The organism is Arthrospira sp. PCC 8006 (genome assembly GCF_046480465.1).
In the GTDB taxonomy this organism is placed as follows: Bacteria; Cyanobacteriota; Cyanobacteriia; order Cyanobacteriales; family Microcoleaceae; genus Limnospira; species Limnospira platensis.
The window spans coordinates 1-19,075 of the sequence record NZ_PKGG01000087.1; the positions used below are offsets into that span (position 1 = coordinate 1).

16 protein-coding genes and 2 pseudogenes are annotated in these 19,075 nt (G+C 43.5%); 7 read left to right on the forward strand and 11 right to left on the reverse strand.

The genetic code is table 11. The features are described from left to right. From B9T16_RS14040 to gloA, 4 genes and pseudogenes are all read right to left on the reverse strand, one after another. Positions 1–232: pseudogene (locus tag B9T16_RS14040) on the reverse strand (4-hydroxy-3-methylbut-2-enyl diphosphate reductase); the annotation flags it as partial. A gap of 135 nt (positions 233–367) precedes the next feature. Next, on the reverse strand, positions 368–2,353 hold the full coding sequence (gene htpG, locus B9T16_RS14045) for a molecular chaperone HtpG (RefSeq protein ID WP_006618939.1): 1,986 nt from the start codon (positions 2,351–2,353) through the stop codon (positions 368–370). Positions 2,354–2,565: 212 nt separating this feature from the next. After that, positions 2,566–5,352 carry an ATP-dependent chaperone ClpB gene (clpB, locus tag B9T16_RS14050; protein WP_410245057.1) on the reverse strand — a complete coding sequence of 929 codons (2,787 nt, stop codon included), beginning with the start codon at positions 5,350–5,352 and terminating at the stop codon, positions 2,566–2,568. Positions 5,353–5,504: 152 nt separating this feature from the next. Then, complete coding sequence (gene gloA / locus B9T16_RS14055; RefSeq protein WP_006618934.1) at positions 5,505–5,933, reverse strand: lactoylglutathione lyase; 429 nt, start codon at positions 5,931–5,933, stop codon at positions 5,505–5,507. A 915-nt stretch (positions 5,934–6,848) separates the two neighbouring features. On the opposite strand from gloA, the gene B9T16_RS14060 reads away from it, so the two are divergent. The 7 genes from B9T16_RS14060 (at position 6,849) to B9T16_RS14090 (ending at position 13,801) form a co-directional block, all read left to right on the forward strand. Continuing rightward, positions 6,849–9,956 (forward strand): T9SS type A sorting domain-containing protein, encoded by a 3,108-nt coding sequence (locus tag B9T16_RS14060; RefSeq protein WP_410245058.1) that lies wholly within the window; start codon positions 6,849–6,851, stop codon positions 9,954–9,956. Positions 9,957–10,116: 160 nt separating this feature from the next. Beyond that, a complete protein-coding gene (locus B9T16_RS14065) occupies positions 10,117–10,245 on the forward strand; it encodes a hypothetical protein (protein WP_286131370.1) in 129 nt (42 codons plus the stop codon). Between the two features lie 127 nt (positions 10,246–10,372). Continuing rightward, on the forward strand, positions 10,373–10,849 hold the full coding sequence (locus B9T16_RS14070; RefSeq protein WP_035737241.1) for a hypothetical protein: 477 nt from the start codon (positions 10,373–10,375) through the stop codon (positions 10,847–10,849). A 513-nt stretch (positions 10,850–11,362) separates the two neighbouring features. After that, positions 11,363–12,550 carry a formamidase gene (fmdA, locus tag B9T16_RS14075; protein ID WP_006616787.1) on the forward strand — a complete coding sequence of 396 codons (1,188 nt, stop codon included), beginning with the start codon at positions 11,363–11,365 and terminating at the stop codon, positions 12,548–12,550. 59 nt (positions 12,551–12,609) lie between these two features. Continuing rightward, the gene (locus B9T16_RS14080; RefSeq protein WP_014275574.1) at positions 12,610–12,891 is read left to right on the forward strand and encodes an FmdB family zinc ribbon protein; all 282 of its coding nucleotides are present in this window, start codon (positions 12,610–12,612) and stop codon (positions 12,889–12,891) included. A 76-nt stretch (positions 12,892–12,967) separates the two neighbouring features. Next, entirely contained in the window at positions 12,968–13,210 is a 243-nt protein-coding gene (locus tag B9T16_RS14085; RefSeq protein WP_006616785.1) for a TIGR02450 family Trp-rich protein, read from the forward strand. 3 nt (positions 13,211–13,213) lie between these two features. After that, the gene (locus tag B9T16_RS14090; RefSeq protein ID WP_410245059.1) at positions 13,214–13,801 is read left to right on the forward strand and encodes a hypothetical protein; all 588 of its coding nucleotides are present in this window, start codon (positions 13,214–13,216) and stop codon (positions 13,799–13,801) included. Positions 13,802–13,837: 36 nt separating this feature from the next. Here the strand turns inward: B9T16_RS14090 and B9T16_RS14095 are convergent, their stop codons facing one another. The 7 genes and pseudogenes from B9T16_RS14095 to B9T16_RS14125 form a co-directional block, all read right to left on the reverse strand. Then, positions 13,838–15,043: a M20 family metallopeptidase gene (locus B9T16_RS14095; RefSeq protein WP_006616783.1), complete on the reverse strand. Its 1,206-nt coding sequence runs from the start codon at positions 15,041–15,043 to the stop codon at positions 13,838–13,840. Positions 15,044–15,071: 28 nt separating this feature from the next. Continuing rightward, positions 15,072–16,070: pseudogene (locus B9T16_RS14100) on the reverse strand (alpha-amylase family glycosyl hydrolase); the annotation flags it as partial. Positions 16,071–16,958: 888 nt separating this feature from the next. Then, the gene (locus B9T16_RS14105) at positions 16,959–17,279 is read right to left on the reverse strand and encodes a hypothetical protein (RefSeq protein ID WP_410245060.1); all 321 of its coding nucleotides are present in this window, start codon (positions 17,277–17,279) and stop codon (positions 16,959–16,961) included. Then, on the reverse strand, positions 17,272–17,544 hold the full coding sequence (locus B9T16_RS14110) for a hypothetical protein (RefSeq protein WP_410245061.1): 273 nt from the start codon (positions 17,542–17,544) through the stop codon (positions 17,272–17,274). The genes B9T16_RS14105 and B9T16_RS14110 overlap by 8 nt, the downstream gene beginning before the upstream one ends. A 31-nt stretch (positions 17,545–17,575) precedes the next feature. After that, entirely contained in the window at positions 17,576–17,854 is a 279-nt protein-coding gene (locus B9T16_RS14115) for a hypothetical protein (protein ID WP_410245062.1), read from the reverse strand. Between the two features lie 62 nt (positions 17,855–17,916). Next, a complete protein-coding gene (locus B9T16_RS14120) occupies positions 17,917–18,138 on the reverse strand; it encodes a hypothetical protein (RefSeq protein WP_410245063.1) in 222 nt (73 codons plus the stop codon). Positions 18,139–18,150: 12 nt separating this feature from the next. Next, a partial coding sequence (locus B9T16_RS14125; protein WP_410245064.1) for a hypothetical protein occupies positions 18,151–19,075 on the reverse strand: 925 nt, incomplete at its 5' end.

Genomic DNA, 19,075 nt, shown 5'->3' on the forward strand with positions numbered 1-19,075 from the left:
CGTAAGCCATAGACACAGCACTTTCAACAACCCAGCAGAAGCCGAAAGCCTCTGCTAACCGGATGGTCACATTACCCTGGGTAAGGATATAGTTATTTTGTCTAATTTGTTGAATTAAGCTACTTTGGTAGGCGTTGTCCATAACCCCCGCCACCTCTTCCTGATGACCGAAGCCTTTGCGGTGGTAGGTATCTGACTGTTGGAGTGAACGTCTAAATGCTTTTGTATCCATAGGGTTGGTTAAATCTAATCCGGCTTTATTAAAGATTTTAACCTTTCGGTGTGATCATGACCAGGATATGTAACCAAATTCCCCCTATCAAGACAATTGACGGTGGGGACAATTCGTGAATTGTCCCCTAAATGTTTACATGGCGCGTTCTGTTAACCGAGTTAAAACATGGTTAGAACGTTCAACAAAATCCTTCATTCCCTCAGCATCAAAGCCTTTTTGAGCCATTAATGCTAAGTCATAAACATGGTGACAAATCATTTTTGCCAACTCTTCCGAGGGGGAAGAACCGCCTGCTTGAATAATGCTACCCTGACTTAAATTAGTGAGATTTTGAATGAGAGGGTGGGCGGTATTTACCAGTAAAATATGGTCTTCGGGGAAATCAGCTTTCTGCTGTTGCAATAAGGCGGTCATATCCTGTAAACGGCGCATGGCTTCCGGTAGTAAAACCATGGCGGGCGGGGTATCCTCGGATTTTAGGGATTCGGTGCGAATATTCACCCGTGGCTTATTGAGGGACTTCTCAAATAACTCCTTAATTTGTTCGCTGCGGGTTTTATTAGTTTTGGGGTCAACAATTTCGGCTGGCTTATCTTTTTCAATGAGGGTCTCATCAAGTTCTGAGTCTACCCGCAAAAACTTAACCTCTGAGTGTTCCCGCTCTAAGAAACTGATAAAATGGGTATCGATAAATGAGTCGAGGAATAGCACTTCTAAACCTTGACTTTTGTGCAGTTCTATGTATGTAGATTGGGCAGCTTCATCGGTGCAGTAAAAAACCCGATTTTCGTGGCGGGATTTATTGCGTTCTAGGTATTCACTGAGGGTAGTATAATAGCGTCCCTGTTCATCAGTGCTAAAGGATTTCTCGGTTTTCACTTCTTCCCAAACATCCCCATCTTCGCTTTGGACTTGTACTTCTGGGGTTTGAGCTTCCCCGGACTCAGTGGGGGGTTTATAAGTGCTGCGGAAGATGAGAATCTCTTCTACCTGTTTCTTAAATTTATCGTCATTGAGGGAACCGAACTTGATAAAAGTACCAACATCCTGCCAACAACGGATATATTCTTGGCGATTGTCTCGATATACTTCTTTGAGGCGATCGCCTACTTTTTTGGCGATATAGTCAGCAATTTTGCGGACAGTGCGGTTAGTTTGTAGGGCGCTACGGGAGATATTCAAAGGAATATCGGTGCTATCAATTACACCCCGCAAAGGCATCAGGAATTTGGGGATAATTTCCTCGCAGTGGTCGCTGACAAAAACTTGATTACAAAATAGTTTAATATTGCCCTGGGTCACATCAACATCAGGCCGCAGTTTGGGGAAGTAGAGAATACCGTTAACAATGAAGGGATAGTCAGTGTTCAGGTGAACCCACAGCAGGGGTTCTTCTTGGAAGGGATACAGATAACGATAAAGGTCTAAGTAATCTTCTTTGGTGAGGTTATTGGGAGACTCACGCCAGGGCGCTGTGTGGCGGTTGATGGTTTCGCCGTCCATAATAATGGGGACGGGCATAAAGTCGCAGTAGGTTTTAATGAGTTGCTGAATGCGACTGGTTTCGAGATACTCTAATTCATCATCCATCAAGGTGAGGGTGACGGTGGTGCCACGGGTAGTGCGGGCAGAATCTTCTAATTTGAATTCTGGGGAACCGTCACAGGTCCAATGGACGGCTTCTGCGCCTTCTTTGTAGGAGAGGGTGTCGATCTCTACTTGTTTGGCTACCATGAATGAGGAGTAAAATCCTAGACCAAAGTGGCCGATGATGGATTCTCCGTCAGTGGCTTGGTATTTTTGGATAAATTCTTCGGCGCTGGAAAAGGCGACTTGGTTAATATATTTTTTGATCTCGTCGGCGGTGAGACCGATACCAGTATCACTAACAGATAGGGTTTTAGCGTCTTTGTCGATCGCAATGGTAATTTCTGGGTTGCTGATATCCCCAGAATATTCCCCGGTGCGGGCTACCATTTTTAATTTAGCGATCGCATCTACCGCATTAGAGACCAATTCCCGCAAGAATACCTCATGATCAGTGTAGAGAGATTTCTTGATGATCGGGAAGATATTTTCAGTATGGATCGTGATTGTTCCCTGTTCAAGTACGGTCATGGGCGTTATTTCTCACATATAGATAGTTATCATTTCCTGATCTTGGGCGATCGCCATGACATCATGGGCATGGATCACCCCCATGAGATGATTCGGATTTCCGTATATCAACAATAGATTATGGACAATTAGGGGCGGGTTTCGCGCTTATCCTCGGCTAGGGGTCAGAAGACTAATCAACCCGCCCTCTGAAAGATGGGGATAATGATGGATTAATTATCATCACCTGGGTTGTTGACTGCCACTGGTAACATAGCCAACTCACCCTGATTTAATTGGGCTTCTGGCGTGTTGGAGGGATGAGCAAAAGTCAGTGTTCCATCTTTCAGGTTAATTTCAATAGTATCGCCCGTGACAAACTTCTGCTCTAAAATCAGGTTAGCGATGGGATTTTCCAACTCCCGTTGAATGGCGCGTTTCAGAGGTCTAGCCCCATAAACGGGATCGTAACCCACATCAGCCACATGATCAATAGCAGCAGGTGATAACTCCAGAGCAATTTTTTGATCAGCCAAAAGTCTTTGGAGGCGCTGCATTTGAATGGCGACAATATCGCGCAATTCAGCTTTACTGAGGGTATGGAAGAGGATAATTTCATCTACCCGATTCAAAAATTCCGGTCGGAAATGCGATCGCAAAGCCTGCATAACCAAAGCAGACATTTCCCCATAGCGAGAGTCATCCCCCGCCACCCCCAGAATATACTCACCGCCAATATTGCTAGTCATGACAATGACAGTATTGCGGAAATCGACCAACCGTCCTTGGGAGTCAGTAATTCTGCCATCATCCAAAACTTGTAACAGGATATTAAAGACATCAGGATGAGCTTTTTCTACCTCATCAAATAGAATCACTGAATAGGGATGGCGGCGCACAGCTTCTGATAGTTGTCCGCCTTCGTCATAGCCCACATATCCCGGAGGCGCACCCACCAACCGAGAGACAGCGTGTTTTTCCATATATTCCGACATATCAATGCGAATCATAGCTTCCTCGCTGTCAAAGAGGAACTCCGCCAAAGCCCTAGCCAACTCAGTTTTACCCACCCCTGTCGGTCCCATAAACAGAAACGAACCGATAGGCCGTCCGGGGTCTTTCATCCCCGCCCTAGCGCGGCGGATAGCGGCAGATACAGCCTCCACGGCTTGCTGCTGACCAATTACCCGGCGATGTAAATGGGATTCCAATTGCAATAATTTTTGTCGTTCGGACTCCAACAGGCGATTAACGGGAATCCCCGTCCATTTAGCGACAATGGCAGCAATATCGGCTTCTGTTACCTGCTCTCGCAGCAAGGAAGACCCCTGAGCCTGCAATTTTAACAATTCTGCCTCCCGCGCCTCTCGGTCGTGGTGAACGGTCTCTAAGCGGCCGTATTTTAACTGGGCTGCTTTATTGAGATCATAGGCACGTTCGGCTTGTTCAATTTGCACCCGCAGTTTTTCTTCTTCTTCTTTGAGGCGGTTAATAGCTTCGAGGAGTTCCTTTTCACCCTGCCACTGGGATGATAAAGTTTTCTGCTTGTCTTTGAGGGTGTTAATTTCTTCGAGTAAGGATTGGATACGCAGATTTAAACCGATATCAGCACTTCGATCTTGTTCCCCTGGCCGTAGAGGTGTACTTCTTGGGCTTTCCCCCTCCACGGAGAGTTTTTCCATCTCCAACTGCATGAGGCGGCGCTCAATTTGTTCTAACTCTACAGGTTTGGAGGTGATTTCCATTTTCAACTGGGCGGCGGCTTCGTCTACTAGGTCGATCGCCTTATCAGGAAGGAAGCGATCGCTAATATATCGGGCTGACAGCATAGCCGCCGCCACCAATGCCGAATCCGTAATTTTGACCCCGTGATGGCGTTCGTAACGGTCTTTCAACCCCCGCAGAATTGATACTGTATTCTCTGGACTAGGTTGATCAACATAGACCTGTTGAAATCGCCTTTCTAGGGCTGGGTCTTTTTCGATATGCTTACGGTATTCATCAACGGTAGAAGCACCGATACAGCGCAATTCTCCCCGGGCTAACATAGGTTTAAGCAGGTTTCCGGCATCCATTCCCGAACCTCCAGAACCGGCTCCGGCCCCCACCACGGTATGGAGTTCGTCAATAAATAGGACTATTTGACCGTCAGAGTGGGTTACTTCCCGCAATACCGATCGCAGTCTTTCTTCAAATTCCCCCCTATATTTGGCTCCTGCGATTAAACTACCCATATCCAGGGAAATCAACTGGCGGTTTTTGAGGGACTCTGGCACATCTCCGTTAACAATGCGTTGGGCCAGGCCTTCGGCGATCGCTGTTTTACCGACTCCCGGTTCTCCAATTAACACCGGATTATTTTTGGTTCGCCTGGACAGACAACTCACCACCCGGCGAATTTCTTCATCCCGTCCGATCACTGGGTCCAGTTTCCCAGATTTAGCCAATTCGGTTAAATCTCGCCCATACTTACTCAGGGCATCATAACTGTTTTCCGGGTTCTGGTTGTCAACTTTAGCACTGCCGCGCATGGATTTGATGGCTTCTTCGAGTTTCTCCCGGACTGTAGCTTTGGAGTCATTGGTAGGGCGATCGAACCCTGGTCTTCCTGGTCTGGCGCTGGTCGGGTTTCCATTTCCCAAAATCCTACGACCGACGCGATCATCTTCTGCTAGGGCAATAATCAGGTGTTCAACAGCAATGTAGCGGTCTTGCCATGCGGACCGCGTCGCTTCAGCGGTATCTAACATTAATTCTAACCCACGACCTAGGTACAGATGGTCAATAGTTCCGACTCGGGGTTGTCGTTTGGTGAAGGCTTCTAATTGTTGTTGGACCTGTTCGGGGTTAAAACCAGCTCGTCCTAATATATTATTAGCGAGTCCATTTTGTTCTAAGGCGGCGATCGCCACGTGCTCAACTTCTAAATGCTGATTTTGGAAGCGACGAGCAACATCTTGGGATTTTACTATCGCTTCCCAGGCTTTATCTGTAAATTTACTCGGATCGGTCGGTTGCATTGCTTACTCTTATTAACACCAAATAGGGAACGGGGAATTATCACTCTCAAATAGAAGATGTTGCCGATGTATTTTTCTGGGGACTACCAGAGCCGATTGCCCCAAGGATTTTATCCTACTATGGGCAATCGATCACCTTAACCGTTCAGATCTTAACTGTTTACTGCTAACTGTTTGCTTGCCTCAGCCGATCCCTGGGTTCCCAGTTGAATCAATTCAACCTTATACCCGTCTGGGTCTTCCACGAAAGCAATCACCGTTGATCCGTGTTTCATCGGCCCTGGTTCTCGGCTAATTTTACCCCCTGCTGCCCGAATTTGCTCACAGGTGCTATAAATATCATCCACACCGAGGGCAATATGGCCGTAAGCGTCTCCCAGGTTATAGCTATCAACGCCCCAGTTATAGGTCAGTTCAATGACACTATGATCAGCTTCATCCCCATATCCCACAAAGGCTAGGGTAAACTTTCCCCCTGGATAATCTTTCTGCCGCAGCAGTTTCATTCCCAGAATATCACAGTAAAATTTCAGTGACTCATCCAAGTTGCCGACCCGCAGCATTGTGTGTAGAAGTCTCATGAGATTGGTTCTCCTCCTCTGAAGATTAGTCCTTACCTGTTATTTTAAGGAAATCTCCCCAGTTTGTCTTGGGGATTGACTCATGGGAACATATAGCGCCAGGAGTGCTACTGAGTTTCTTGGTGACTGGCACCAGCCCCTCTCCCACCACTACCTAGAAATCGACAACCACAAACCCCGTTTGTTTTTCTTTTCTGGCGATCGCTATCTCTAACCCTTCCCTTGTACCCTTGTCCCCTTCTTCTCAAGGCGATCGACCTTTAAACACTGTTCACAAACCTTTTCAGTCTTCCTTACGACACACCGACAAACTCCCTAAAATACCCTATATATGTCGGCACGGATTCCCATTCTTTTACTATAGGTCAAGTTAGGGGGATTTGTCAAGGAAAAATCGGCGAAATTTGGGGATTTTTTTTGTGTTCCTAAGTGGGGGTACTGGTGGCGGGTCTACCGGCAAAGGCGATCGCATTTTATCACTGTGTCAATAATTGAGAGCCGCACCCTGAGACAGGATATATTTTCCCATGACTTTACCATAGCCAAAATGATTAAATTTTCCTTAAAAATTCACCGGATAACTTCCCAACTCGATAGATAGGATATAATCAAGCTAATCTACTGATAATCAAACCAATTTGGTAGACGGCGTGCTTTTGAGAGACAAGTAGAGAAACAGCGATCGAAGTCGGAACCCTCTTGGGTTATGGGTGGGGGTGAATCAATACCTCCCACATCTCAGGCTAACAGCAAAGAAACCAAGGGTTGAATCTATATAAAAAAACGTGACTCAAGGTGGGAGTTTAAGGAAATCTTGAGTCTGGTTTGTCATGTCCGATTTCCCTAATCTCCCCATCACTTTGATTGAGGGGATGAATAGGTATTCAATACATTTCGTTTCATGGAGAAATTAAAATGCCTAATGAAACTGTCAACAATATCATTCTAATAGATGAATTTGAACCCAATGATAGCCGGGAAACCGCTACAGATTTAGGGTTGCTATCTGAATTGAATGTTTGGGGTAACCTCAGTCTTCATGATGGAGACTTAGATTGGTTTAAGTTTGCGATCGCCAATACCGGAAGAGATTATCATTACTTATCAATTTGGTCTGATTATGAAAACCTAAATTTGTCCCTGTATGATGCTGAGGGAGTCTTGATTGAGACTTCCAGTGACAGTATTGATGCTCAGGGTTCGATGAGTTTAGAAGGATTAGAAGCCGGCACTTACCATGTCCAGGTTTATGGAGATGAAGGCATCACTAGCCCTAACTATATGCTTGAGATCGATGCTCCCTGGGATATCACGATGACCCCAGACGAATTTGAGCAAAATGATAGCCTGGAAACAGCTACAGATTTAGGGTTGCTATCTGAAGATAATACCTGGTCTGGTCTCAGTATTCATGCTGAAGACTCCGACTGGTTTAAGTTTGCGATCGCTCAAACCGGAAGATGGAATAATTCCGTATCAATTAGTTTCTCCTACTCTTATGAACCCATCAATTTGTCCCTATATGATGCTGAGGGAGTCTTGATAACAACTGCCATTGGTTATAATGGGTCTATAATTAGTTTAGATGGACAAGAAGCTGGAACTTACTATGTTCAGGTCTATGGTGATGATGGCGTTATTAATCCTGAATACAGTCTCTCTATTAACGTTCCCTGGGATATCACTATGACCGAAGATGAACCAGATGAATTTGAACCTAACGATAGTCTGGAAACCGCCACAGATTTAGGCTTATATCCAAAAAATGACTTTTTATTTTATGAATATTACTTGTATGGAATGGAGGAATACCCGCCTAGTTCATGGAGTGGTATGAGTATTCACTCTGGAGACTCAGACTGGTTGAAATTTAATATGACTGAGACTGGAGAAAACTATGATTATGTTTCAATCTCTTCCTCATACTATGGCTACAACCTGGATTTTGCCCTGTATGATGCTGAGGGAGTCTTGATTGAAGATTCAACCAGTGGTACTTCGATCAGCCTAGAAGGACTGGAAGCTGGCACTTACCATATCCAGGTATATGGCAATGACGGAGCAATTAACCCTGAATATAGCATCAGTATTCGGGCTTCCCTAGAGGCATTCCCAGACAGGTTTGAACCTAACGATAGTATGGAAACTGCCACAGATTTGGGATTTTTGTCAAAGGATTGGTGGACTTCTGTATTCTCACATGGATTTGATCCTCCCTCTTATTTCTGGAATCTCTTGAGTATTCACTCTGTAGACTCGGATTGGTTTAAGTTTGAGATAGATAGGTTTGGACGAAGAGGTGATTATGTCTCAGTTAGTCACTCTTACTACTCTAGTGACTATCTGAATTTTGCCCTGTATGATGCTGAAGGAGTCTTGATTAACACTTCCAATACTGATGATGGGGAACGGATTAGTTTAGAGGAACTTGACGCTGGAACTTACTATGTTCAGGTTTATGGAGATGAGGGAGTAACGAATCATGACTATACTCTAATCATTGAGCCTCCCATGGCAGTGATTCCAGATGATTTTGAACCCAATGACAGTATTGAAATGGCTACAGATTTGGGTTTCCTATCAGAAAATGAATGGAGTTCTCCGGGTCAGCCGAGTATTGATTTGTCTAGTCTGAGTATTCATTCGGGTGATTCTGACTGGTTCAAGTTTGAGATAAATCAGCCGGGAGTACTAAGTGGTAGAATCTACATTTGGCGTTTGTATCCTAATATATATGAATGGGGAAAATTAGACCTGTATGATGCCGAAGGGGTTCTGATTGAATCTGGTAATGAAAATCTGATTAGCCTAAATGAACTCGAACCAGGAACCTATCATGTTCACGTATATGGTGTTGATGAAGTTGATGCTTATAACTATTCTATGGAAATCCGGGCATTTGAACTGCTACCCGAACTAGAACCAGAACCTATTGTTGAGGAACCAGAAAACGAATCGGAAACTGAACCTATTGTTGAGGAACCGGAAAACGAATCGGAACCTATTATTGAGGAACCGGAAAACGAACCGGAAACTGAACCTATTATTGAGGAACCRGAAACCGAACCCGAACCTATTGTTGAGGAACCGGAAAACGAATCGGAACCTATTGTTGAGGAACCGGAAACTGAACCGGAAACTGAACCTATTATTGAGGAACCCGAAACCGAATCGGAACCTATTGTTGAGGAACCGGAAGTCTTTGAACAACCGATTTTTGTGCCGATTCAATTTCCGAGTTTTGCTTCTGTGAGTTCTCCTGAGCCTTCTGAGGATACGGAAACTTTCAGTGAACCGGAACCGCCAGTGATGACACCGATTAACTTACTGGTTGATGTGGGTGAGGTGATACCTGCTATACCGGAAGCGCCGCCACTTTCTGCTAATAACTCAATTACTCAACCTTTCCCTAATCAGTGGTTTGGTAGTGATGGGGATGATTTGATTATGGGTAGTGATTATGATGAAACTTTGCTAGGTTTTAAAGGTAATGATTTTCTGGATGCACGCCAGGGAAATAATACCCTATTTGGAGGTCAGGGAAATGATACTTTAGTTGGGGGTTCCGGTCGTGATGCTTTGTTGGGAAATAAGGATGATGATATCCTGTTTGGTGGTAACTCTGGTGATACTCTCTATGGCGGTCAAGGTGATGATACTCTAGTGGCGGGTGAGGGTAATTCTCTGTTGTTTGGTGATAAGGGGAATGATATATTATATGGGGGTTCGGAGGGAATTGATACGTTGAATGGGGGAGAGGGAAATGATACTTTTGTGATGCTTCCCGGTGAGGGTTATACTGTGGTGGCTGATTGGGAGATGAATCAAGATGTGATGGTTTTGTTGGGTGATGCTACTAACTATCGCATGGGGGATTTACCCCAGGGATTTACTAATGCTACTGCTATTTACCAAATTGGGGAGACTGATAAAATCGTCGGTATTATTGAGGGTGTGACGAGTTTGAACTTGGAAGATGCTAGTATCTTTCAGTTTGTGGAGGGGGTCGGGAGTCTGGCTTGAAGTGGCTAGAACTGATTAAGTAGACTTCCTGGTTGATTAATTAATGGTGTCGGGGTGGTTTCGGAACTACTCCGACTTTGACATCTAAATAGCCCCCAAAAAAGCCATATATATGCCGCCACGGATTCCCATTGTTTAACTATAGGTCAAGTTCGGAGATTTGTCAAGGGAAAATGGGGGGATTTTTGGGGTTCCCCTAACTGGGGGTACTGGTGGAGGTTCTACGGGAAAAGCGATCGCATTTTATCACTGTGTCAATAATTGGCATCAAGACCCTGGGGCTGTGTAGGTTTGGCGATTACTTCACCATAGCCAAAATGATTAAATTTTCATTAAAAAGTCACCGTCTTTACTTTCCAATTGGAGGGAGAGCATATAATCAAGTTACTCTACCTTATACACTTAATCAAGTCCCTATGAAACTAAGATTCAAACCATCACGTAATGTGGCAAGTTACAGCACTGTAGCCATCAGCATTGCTATGGCGATTACCCTGGGGCTACCTGGTGCTGCTTCAGATAGACGCTTCGTTCAACAAGTGCGTCAACAATTGACGCAAGCAGGAGTGGCTTTAGGAATTTCGGGGAGTTATCAGCTTAGTCATGAGCCCTATGTAGGTGATATCGGTCATAACCAAAAGGATTATCTCTACCTGAACTTAAATTCAGGTTCATCTTACGTTCTGGTCGGTGTTTGTGATGAAGATTGTCGAGATATAGACTTATCACTTTATGATGAAAATAACAATCTGATTGACTCTGATACCGCGCTTGATGACTACCCAATGGTAGAAGTTGACCCCAAATGGAATGGTCGATTTAAGGTTGAGGTAACAATGGCTAACTGTAATGCTTCAACCTGCTATTACGGGGTGGGGGTTTTTGCTCGGTAATCATCTTAAATGGGAATGATGACTTGGAAAATAAATATATGGGGGGAATTGATGAATTCCCCCCTTTTTGCTGAGGACAGTTGTGGGAATGTCGCTAACTGCAATTCCCGATTGTATGGGTAATGACTCGCCGGGGTTGAACTTAAACAGTAGGCAGCCAAAAGCCATATATATTTCGCCACATATTCCCACTCTATAAATATAGGTCAAGCTGGGGGATTTGTCAATAAAAAATCGGTAAATTTTTGGTTTTTTTTATACCCCAATATTGTCATGATTTAGGAAACTCTAACTTTGGGCAGGTTTGAGATAGCTGGCTCTGAGGCTTTAGAGAATGATTATCATTATTAAAAGTATCCAGATAAATTGATATTTTGTATCTAAAATTACATTTTGTTATCTAGGGAATAGGTGAAGATGTCTTAACATCGAGAGACTAAGATTCAAAAAGAATTGAATCATTAAGTTTTGTTGATTAAAAAACCATCATGATGAAGGGTAATCAGGAAAAAAATGCCGCAAACACTATTTAAAGTTGATCTAACTAAACCAATGTCGGAACAAGAAATGCCGGGACATAATCGCTGGCATCCAGACATTCCTGCGGTGGTTTCTGTTAATCCGGGAGACATTTTTCGGATTGAATGCAAGGACTGGACAGACGGACAAATCCAAAATAATGATAGTCCCGACGACGTTCGAGATGTAGATCTAAGTGTGGTTCACGTTCTCAGTGGGCCGATTTATGTAAACGGTGCTCAACCAGGAGATATTTTAGTTGTAGATATTCTGGATATTGGTGCATTACAGGGAGATGAATGGGGCTTTACGGGAATTTTTGCGCGGGAAAATGGGGGTGGTTTTCTAACTGATCATTTTCCGAATGCAGCTAAAGCTATTTGGGATTTACAGGGAATTTATACGAGTTCTCGCCATATTCCGGGAGTACGTTTTGCGGGTATTACTCACCCTGGATTAATTGGCTGTGCGCCTTCCTATGAACTGTTGATGCAGTGGAATAAACGGGAAAGGGAATTAGTAGAAACAGGGGGTCCGGTTTGGAAACCAGAAATTCCACCTCTGGCGGCTTTACCAAACCCAGAAAATGCGGTTTTGGGAACATTAACTGGGTCGGAATTTGAGCGGGTGGCGGCGGAAGCGGCGCGGACGGTTCCACCTCGGGAACATGGCGGAAACTGCGATATTAAGAATTTGTCGCGGGGGTCGCGGATTTATTTTCCGGTGTATGTAGAGGGGGCGAAATTGTCTATGGGAGATATTCATTTTTCCCAGGGAGATGGGGAAATTTCGTTTTGTGGCGCTATTGAAATGTCGGGATATATCGACCTCCATGTTGATCTGATTAAAGGGGGGGTGGAAAAGTATGCAATGGTGAATCCGATTTTTAAACCTGGTCCGGTAGAACCTCGCTATTCGGAGTATTTGATATTTGAGGGGATTTCGGTGGATGAGTTTACTGGGAAACAGTATTATTTGGATGCTCATGTTTCCTATCGTCGGGCTTGTTTGAATGCGATCGCATATTTACAAAAGTTTGGATTTACGGGAGAACAGGCTTATTTGCTATTGAGTTCAGCCCCGGTAGAAGGTCGAATTAGTGGTATTGTGGATATTCCGAATGCTTGTTGTACGGTGGCGATACCAACGGAGATTTTTGATCGCAATATTTTGCCAACTTAGTAGTGTAATTATCACCCCTAGTCAGTAGGAACTGGGGGGAGTTAGATAGGATAGGGAGAATGAGGAAAATGCCACTGTATGAATTTCGTTGTGCTAATTGCGGAGAGTTTGAAAAATGGCAGACTCTGGCGGAGGTGGGAACTCCGGTTTCCTGTCCTCAATGTCAACATAAAAGTGAAAAAATATTTTCGCCGCCCAATATTAATTTGAATTCGAGGGGGTTAAGTTGGCGACGGGGAGAAAGTAAAGAACCCAAATTGGTGAAAAGCGATCGCCAACCATCATCTCCCCGATATAAACAAAGTAGGTGCGATCGCCCTTGGATGATAGGTCACGGTTGAATTATATTCTGTGTGGGTGGGCTGTTGTCTGGTGAAAATTTATGGCACAATCAGGAATTAAGAATATTGACTGGTAATGCCGAAAAAGACAAAATTTCCCTATCTGGTGGGTTCTAAATGGACGGCTACCCAAAAAACTTGGGGATGGCGACATTTTCAGGTGGTTAACCGTAAAAATCAGGGTCAGTTGGTTTTTGCGGAGTTGGTGGCTTCCTGTGACCCGACAGTTAGATTTTGGTTGAATGCTAAACAGCTTAAAGATCGTAATCTGTGGGAACCTGGGTGGCAGTCTACCCAAGAACTTGATGATGGAGATTGATATATGGATTATAGCTATATTCAACAGGCGATCGCTCAATTAGAAGCTGCCACCAGTGAACTACAGAATATGGTTGATCATGTTCCTCCCGAACAGGCTAAAATTCTACGGGTTAGGGAAGTTGAGGAGAGTATCAGAAATACTCTCGCCTATCTGGAGGCGGCGATTAACCCCCCTAGCTTGGAACATTTACCGCCAGATGTGTTAGAAAGGGCACAGGCTTTAAAGATTCCCCTGGGAGATGTTGAGGTACAAATGGCGATGGTATCTCATGATTTGTCTCAGGTGATGGCAATTCTGACGGAAATGGAAAACCGCGCCCAAACTATTCGCAGGCGACGGGATTATTTTTTGGTTAGACTTCCTGATATGCCTATTGAAGTTTTGGGGTCGCGGCTTCCAGTATATACGGCGGAGGACTTTAAGGGGTCGCCTGAACCTGTATCTAAGGAGGTTCGAGATCAACTCAAGGCTAAGTATGGCATCGATCGCTTAATTATGGAGAAATCTGTGCGATCGCGTGCTACCTTATTTGAGAAAATCAAACAGGCGAAACAGGCTCTAGAACATCCATCACCCCAGGATGAATAATCAAAACAGACCATAGGTAAATTGGTGGCAATGGTGTTATTGACAACGCTTTTGCCAAAACTGATAAGCTGAATAAGCTAGGCTAACTACTCCGGTCTTAATTGCTGATTCATCTACCTGAAACTTAGGGTGATGTAGGGGATAATTGGGCTGGTCTCGGTGTCCGATTCCTAGGCGAAACATTGCGCCGGGTGCATGATTTAAATACACCGAAAAATCTTCGGCACCAAGAGAAGGCTCTGGGAGAATTTCTAAACTTTCATTTCCCCAGGCTTCCCTAACGGAGGCTTCGATTAATTGAGTTAAGGCTGGATCATTCTGGACACTGGGAACACCTCGGCGATAGTTCATTTGATACTTAGCGCCATAGGTTTGGCAAACATTAGCTACTATGTTCTCAATCCATGCGGGTAAAGTTTCATAGGTTGATTGATGAAGCGATCGCACTGTTCCCAATAATTTTACCTGATCCGCAATCACATTAGAAGCACGTCCGCCAGTAATTTGCCCAATAGTTAATACCACTGGTCTCAGGGGGTTATGAGTGCGACTAATTGCCTGTTGTAGAGTTGTAATTACTTGGGCGGCAATCCAAATTGCATCAATGGCTTCATGGGGACGCGCACCATGTCCAGACTCTCCCAAAATTGTCAATTCTAAATCATCCGCCGCCGCTGTTAATGCCCCGACTCTCATACCAATACACCCAGCGGGGATAGTCGGAAAAACGTGCAATCCCAAGATAGATATAACGTCATTCATTACCCCATCTTCTACCATCCAAGTTGAACCCCTAGCGATTTCCTCAGCCGGTTGAAATAAGAAGCGCACAGCGCCCGGTAGCGAGTCCTGTAGGCGTGATAAAACCATAGCTGTACCTAACCCTACGGTAGTATGTACATCATGCCCACAAGCGTGCATTACGCCGGGATGACGAGAGGCATATTCTAGGTTAGTTAATTCCTGAATAGGGAGGGCATCCATATCAGTACGAATTGCTAACCATTGATAATTGTTACCAGTTCCTTTTAATTCCCCTACTACTCCGGTTTTTCCTACGGCTTCTTGAACGTGCAAACCACAGGAAGATAATACCCCCGCTATATATGCAGAGGTTTGATATTCTTGACCGCTAAGTTCTGGGTGTGCATGAAGGTGACGACGAATTTCTACTAAACGGGGATACAGGGAATTGGTGAGGTCTTTAATTTCGCTGAGGATGGAGTTTTGATGTTTACTCATGGTAATAATAGGCTGATCAGGCAGAGTTTTAATGGTTGGCTAGGATACAACCACTGCGAGGGGGTAATATGAGTTCCAGATGATTCTCTCTCTCTAAATTAAGCCAGCGAGCGGTACAATTTCCATAGACAACTCTTTGAGGTTTAGTGGTGAGTTGAGGAACTGGTATATTAATTGTAGCAGATTCTAGACTACTATTAACTGTGATGATTAATTCTTCCTGATTGTCGGGGGAATTGGTGGTTAAAATTCTGGCAAAACTATAAAGGAGATCTTGGGCGAGGAGAACTTGATAAGTGCCAATTCTCAGGGCGGGATATTTATGGCGCAGGGTGATGAGATGTTTATGATATTCTAGGATATCTAAATCCAATTGTTCTTGAGGTGGGAAACCACGACGACAATTGGGGTCAAATTCTCCGGGTAAACCGACTTCATCGCCATAATATATACTGGGAGCGCCCGGGAAGGTTAATAATAGTAGGGTGGCGAGTTTAACGCTGGCTTTATCTTCTTGAACTATGGTGATTAAACGGGCGACATCGTGGCTATTAAGTAGGTTAAGTTGGGTGAGTTGAATTTCCCAAGGATAGAGGGCGAGAAGTTCCTTAATTTTCTGGCTATATTCGGCGGCGGAAAGGGGGGGATAGGGATAATAAGAAGGGGCTTCTACTAATTCTCTACGGACTCTGGATTGGGCTGTAAAGGCGATGGTAGGTCCGGTAAATAGATAGTTCATAACTCCATCAAATTGGCTGCCATCGAGCCACTGACGGGCATCTGTCCACACTTCTCCGACGATATAGGCTTCTGGGTTACAGGCTTTGACGCGACTGCGAAATTCTTGCCCAAATCCGGGGGTTTCTATTTCAAAAGGAACGTCTAAACGCCAGCCGTCTATACCAAAGTTAATCCAATATTCGGCGATCGCCATAATATATTCGCGCACATCTGGGTGCTCATGATTAAATTCTGGTAAAGCCCGGTTATTCATCCAACCGACATAATTGGCGGGTTGACTACCATCCAGAACCATTTAACTTAAACCCTTATCCTGACAGCGATAGCGGGTTATTGCTCAACCCCTATATCCTATCGAGTTACTCAGATATTACTCACAATCTAGTCCTAGCACAGGAAAATAATTCTGTCAATAGGTTGATTACTCAGTCAACAAGCATAACCTAGGGGAACTGTCAAATACCCATACCACCCCCCAACCAAACACCGATAGGGTAACTCCCTTGTGATACCCGTCAATGGCAAGCCTATCGGTTCGTTCCTCACCATTGACTGCTATCACGTCGGTCGCACCCCCAAGAGTGTTTGTTTCGGTTGGGGGGAGGGTATGATTCAAAGTCAACACGATAGCCGTAGGTAGCCGTAGGGGGAACCCACTAGGTTATCAATGTACAACGATACTCCTATCAATGTACAAAGATATTAGGCTGCCTATCCGGTTATCTATGGGAGTCAGATTATTGGGGAAATATTGGGGAGCCTACTCGCTACCAACAAAATGCGATCGCATTATCTAATCATCACCCCGTTGAATTCAGTTCACTACCTACATAACGCGTTTCACCTGGTAACTTGTTTGGGGATGGTAGCCACTACCTACATAATCCTAGGGAATTGATTCCCCATCGAAACCGATACCTACATACCGCTAGACAAGTCTCCAATTTATAGGGGTACTGGGTTCCGCCTGGGATGATTACCCCTAATAGACGGGTTAAGGTTTTGGCTTAGGGTGTTTATTGTGGGTAAATTAGAGGCAAGCATTCATATAAACGATTTATAGACTATATTTATAGACTATATTTATAGACTATAAATGAAAAATACATACACGCACCCCCTACAGTCAGAAACCATAGGGGGACATTTAAGTTATTGGGGTAGCTGTTAGGTGTTAGGCTGTTTTGCACTTAGCAATCATAGCTAACGCTGCTTCTGTTAGCTTATCTACAGTAACTTGGTCAGTTTTTCCTATGTAAATGTGATGATTGACGCTACCATCCCACCCTTTGAGGTTCCAGTAGGTAAAACCATTGATTGAGAGTTTTTTGCACGCTGTAAATCGTTTACCATTAACCTCCACTGAAAAGGATTTGTTGGTTTCTAAGTATTTAAACCATTCTAAAGAACCTACTTCGATACAGATATTACCATGACCTACCAGAAACCCTTTATAAGCCCCTGTTAGTGTGACTACCGGGAGTAATTTAGGCATTAAAATCACCTCCTAGTAGGATATCGCTGTTATAACCATTACCACTAAAATCGGGCATAAATGACACTGGTTGAATAACTGCCTCTTGAGACAATATCCATTGTTTCTGTACCGTCATAAAATCAATAGCGGCATTATGGGCTATTTCGGCTAATTTTATCCTGGTGTCTTGATTAGCGTAGGGAATATCACGTGACATCATTTGAGCGTAAATATCGCGCGCTAATTCCGCGATAACCATTAACCTTGCTTGTTCTTCATTCATGATTTTATCTCCTATTTATTGTTACCTGGATTTAAAACTCGCTGCAATCTTTCCCCTGCGTATTGCTTTCGGTTTCGTTGTGGCTGGAGATTTTGGCATTAAGTAGTCTTTCAATACCTTTTAGGAGCTCCATTTCTGCTGAAAGAAAATGTTCGTGGATAGCGATAAATTCCTCAATCTCATCAAATTGTTCAGGCGTGATAGCAAGTTCTACTAAGTCAAGCAATCCTACAACGTTAGAGTTTAATCGATTGCTCATGTAGCTATATTCTACTACRTTTAATCCGGGYGTACTTAATTTGATTGACATGGATTTATCCTTTGATAGTGGTTAAGTTGTGATAGTTTAACGTCATTTCGGACGGGTTTAAATTATTCGATTTTGGTTAGTAAATGCTGAATATAATTAAGCTGTTTGAGCGACAATTGTTTTTTCGCTTCTGCTAAGGATAACTCAACCTCGCAATCATTCATTATTGAAATTAACGTTTCCTTAGCGTCTTCTTTATTAGCGTTGTAGACTGTACTATCTACCATTTGTTTAAATGTTTTAAACCGTGCCTGTATAATGGCATTTGTGTTGGCTTGAGTCATTTTTTTGGTCTCCTATATGATGTGTTTCCAAACATTTTTGCCGTTCTGATTAATCATATTATATCCTCTATTTTTCATTAGATTAGTCAACTCTGAAACATTAACGCGACTATCGAGATATCCATCTGTTTTAGCTCTCTCAATGGCTTCTTTTAACGCTTTCGGGTCGATATCAGTTACAACCTCGGTTAACTCAGGACATCCCGCGTTAATTGCCTGGTTATTTTGTTTCATTTTTGTCTCAATACTTTGAGTGATAAAACTGTCTAAAAATTGTTCAGTACCTGATGATATAGTCAAGATTTTTTCATTAACAAAATCCCAGTAATCATTGAAGCGTTTAATTGATTCATTGATAGATAATTGATAAATCAATGAATGGGTGACAATAATTTCACTTGATAACCTAGCGTTAATGATATCTTTTTTGTGTTTCTGTAGTTGTTTTTTGACATTGCTGTATTGATTGCAGTTATCGATATTTCTCCAGAAAATTTCTAATTGAGATGATAATTTATCAAGCGTAATATCTTCTACATCGTTTAAATCACTTAACTCGTAACCATTGCCCCTATATTCCTCTGATGCCATAGTCTCTCGTTTTTTAAACCATATAGGAAACATTCGTCTTTTGAGTTCGTTTAACTCCCAAAATGTCCACAATGGATGTATTGAATTAATCACCTTTAAAGCGAAAGCATTAAAAATCATGTTAGTTCCCGGTGTCTGACTACTGATGGTTATTCGGCTATTTTTCCTGTTTAAGACTTTAAACAGTGAAAGCATATTCTCATTTTCAATTAATAAGCTAGGGGTGATATCTTCCCATACCAATATAAAATTTGTCTCAAATTCACATTGAAGGGGGTCATAAAATCGTTCATGTTGTATCTTGTTTCTCAGTGAAGCGAAAGTGCTATTAGCAAGCACCGAGGTT

What these genes read in the sequence shown, in the direction of transcription:
- htpG (WP_006618939.1), bottom strand. Translation starts at nt 2,353, where the DNA reads ATGACCGTACTTGAACAGGGAACAATCACGATCCATACTGAAAATATC.
- clpB (WP_410245057.1), bottom strand. Translation starts at nt 5,352, where the DNA reads ATGCAACCGACCGATCCGAGTAAATTTACAGATAAAGCCTGGGAAGCG.
- gloA (WP_006618934.1), bottom strand. Translation starts at nt 5,933, where the DNA reads ATGAGACTTCTACACACAATGCTGCGGGTCGGCAACTTGGATGAGTCA.
- B9T16_RS14070 (WP_035737241.1), top strand. Translation starts at nt 10,373, where the DNA reads ATGAAACTAAGATTCAAACCATCACGTAATGTGGCAAGTTACAGCACT.
- fmdA (WP_006616787.1), top strand. Translation starts at nt 11,363, where the DNA reads ATGCCGCAAACACTATTTAAAGTTGATCTAACTAAACCAATGTCGGAA.
- B9T16_RS14080 (WP_014275574.1), top strand. Translation starts at nt 12,610, where the DNA reads ATGAGGAAAATGCCACTGTATGAATTTCGTTGTGCTAATTGCGGAGAG.
- B9T16_RS14085 (WP_006616785.1), top strand. Translation starts at nt 12,968, where the DNA reads ATGCCGAAAAAGACAAAATTTCCCTATCTGGTGGGTTCTAAATGGACG.
- B9T16_RS14090 (WP_410245059.1), top strand. Translation starts at nt 13,214, where the DNA reads ATGGATTATAGCTATATTCAACAGGCGATCGCTCAATTAGAAGCTGCC.
- B9T16_RS14095 (WP_006616783.1), bottom strand. Translation starts at nt 15,043, where the DNA reads ATGAGTAAACATCAAAACTCCATCCTCAGCGAAATTAAAGACCTCACC.
- B9T16_RS14105 (WP_410245060.1), bottom strand. Translation starts at nt 17,279, where the DNA reads ATGCCTAAATTACTCCCGGTAGTCACACTAACAGGGGCTTATAAAGGG.
- B9T16_RS14110 (WP_410245061.1), bottom strand. Translation starts at nt 17,544, where the DNA reads ATGAATGAAGAACAAGCAAGGTTAATGGTTATCGCGGAATTAGCGCGC.
- B9T16_RS14120 (WP_410245063.1), bottom strand. Translation starts at nt 18,138, where the DNA reads ATGACTCAAGCCAACACAAATGCCATTATACAGGCACGGTTTAAAACA.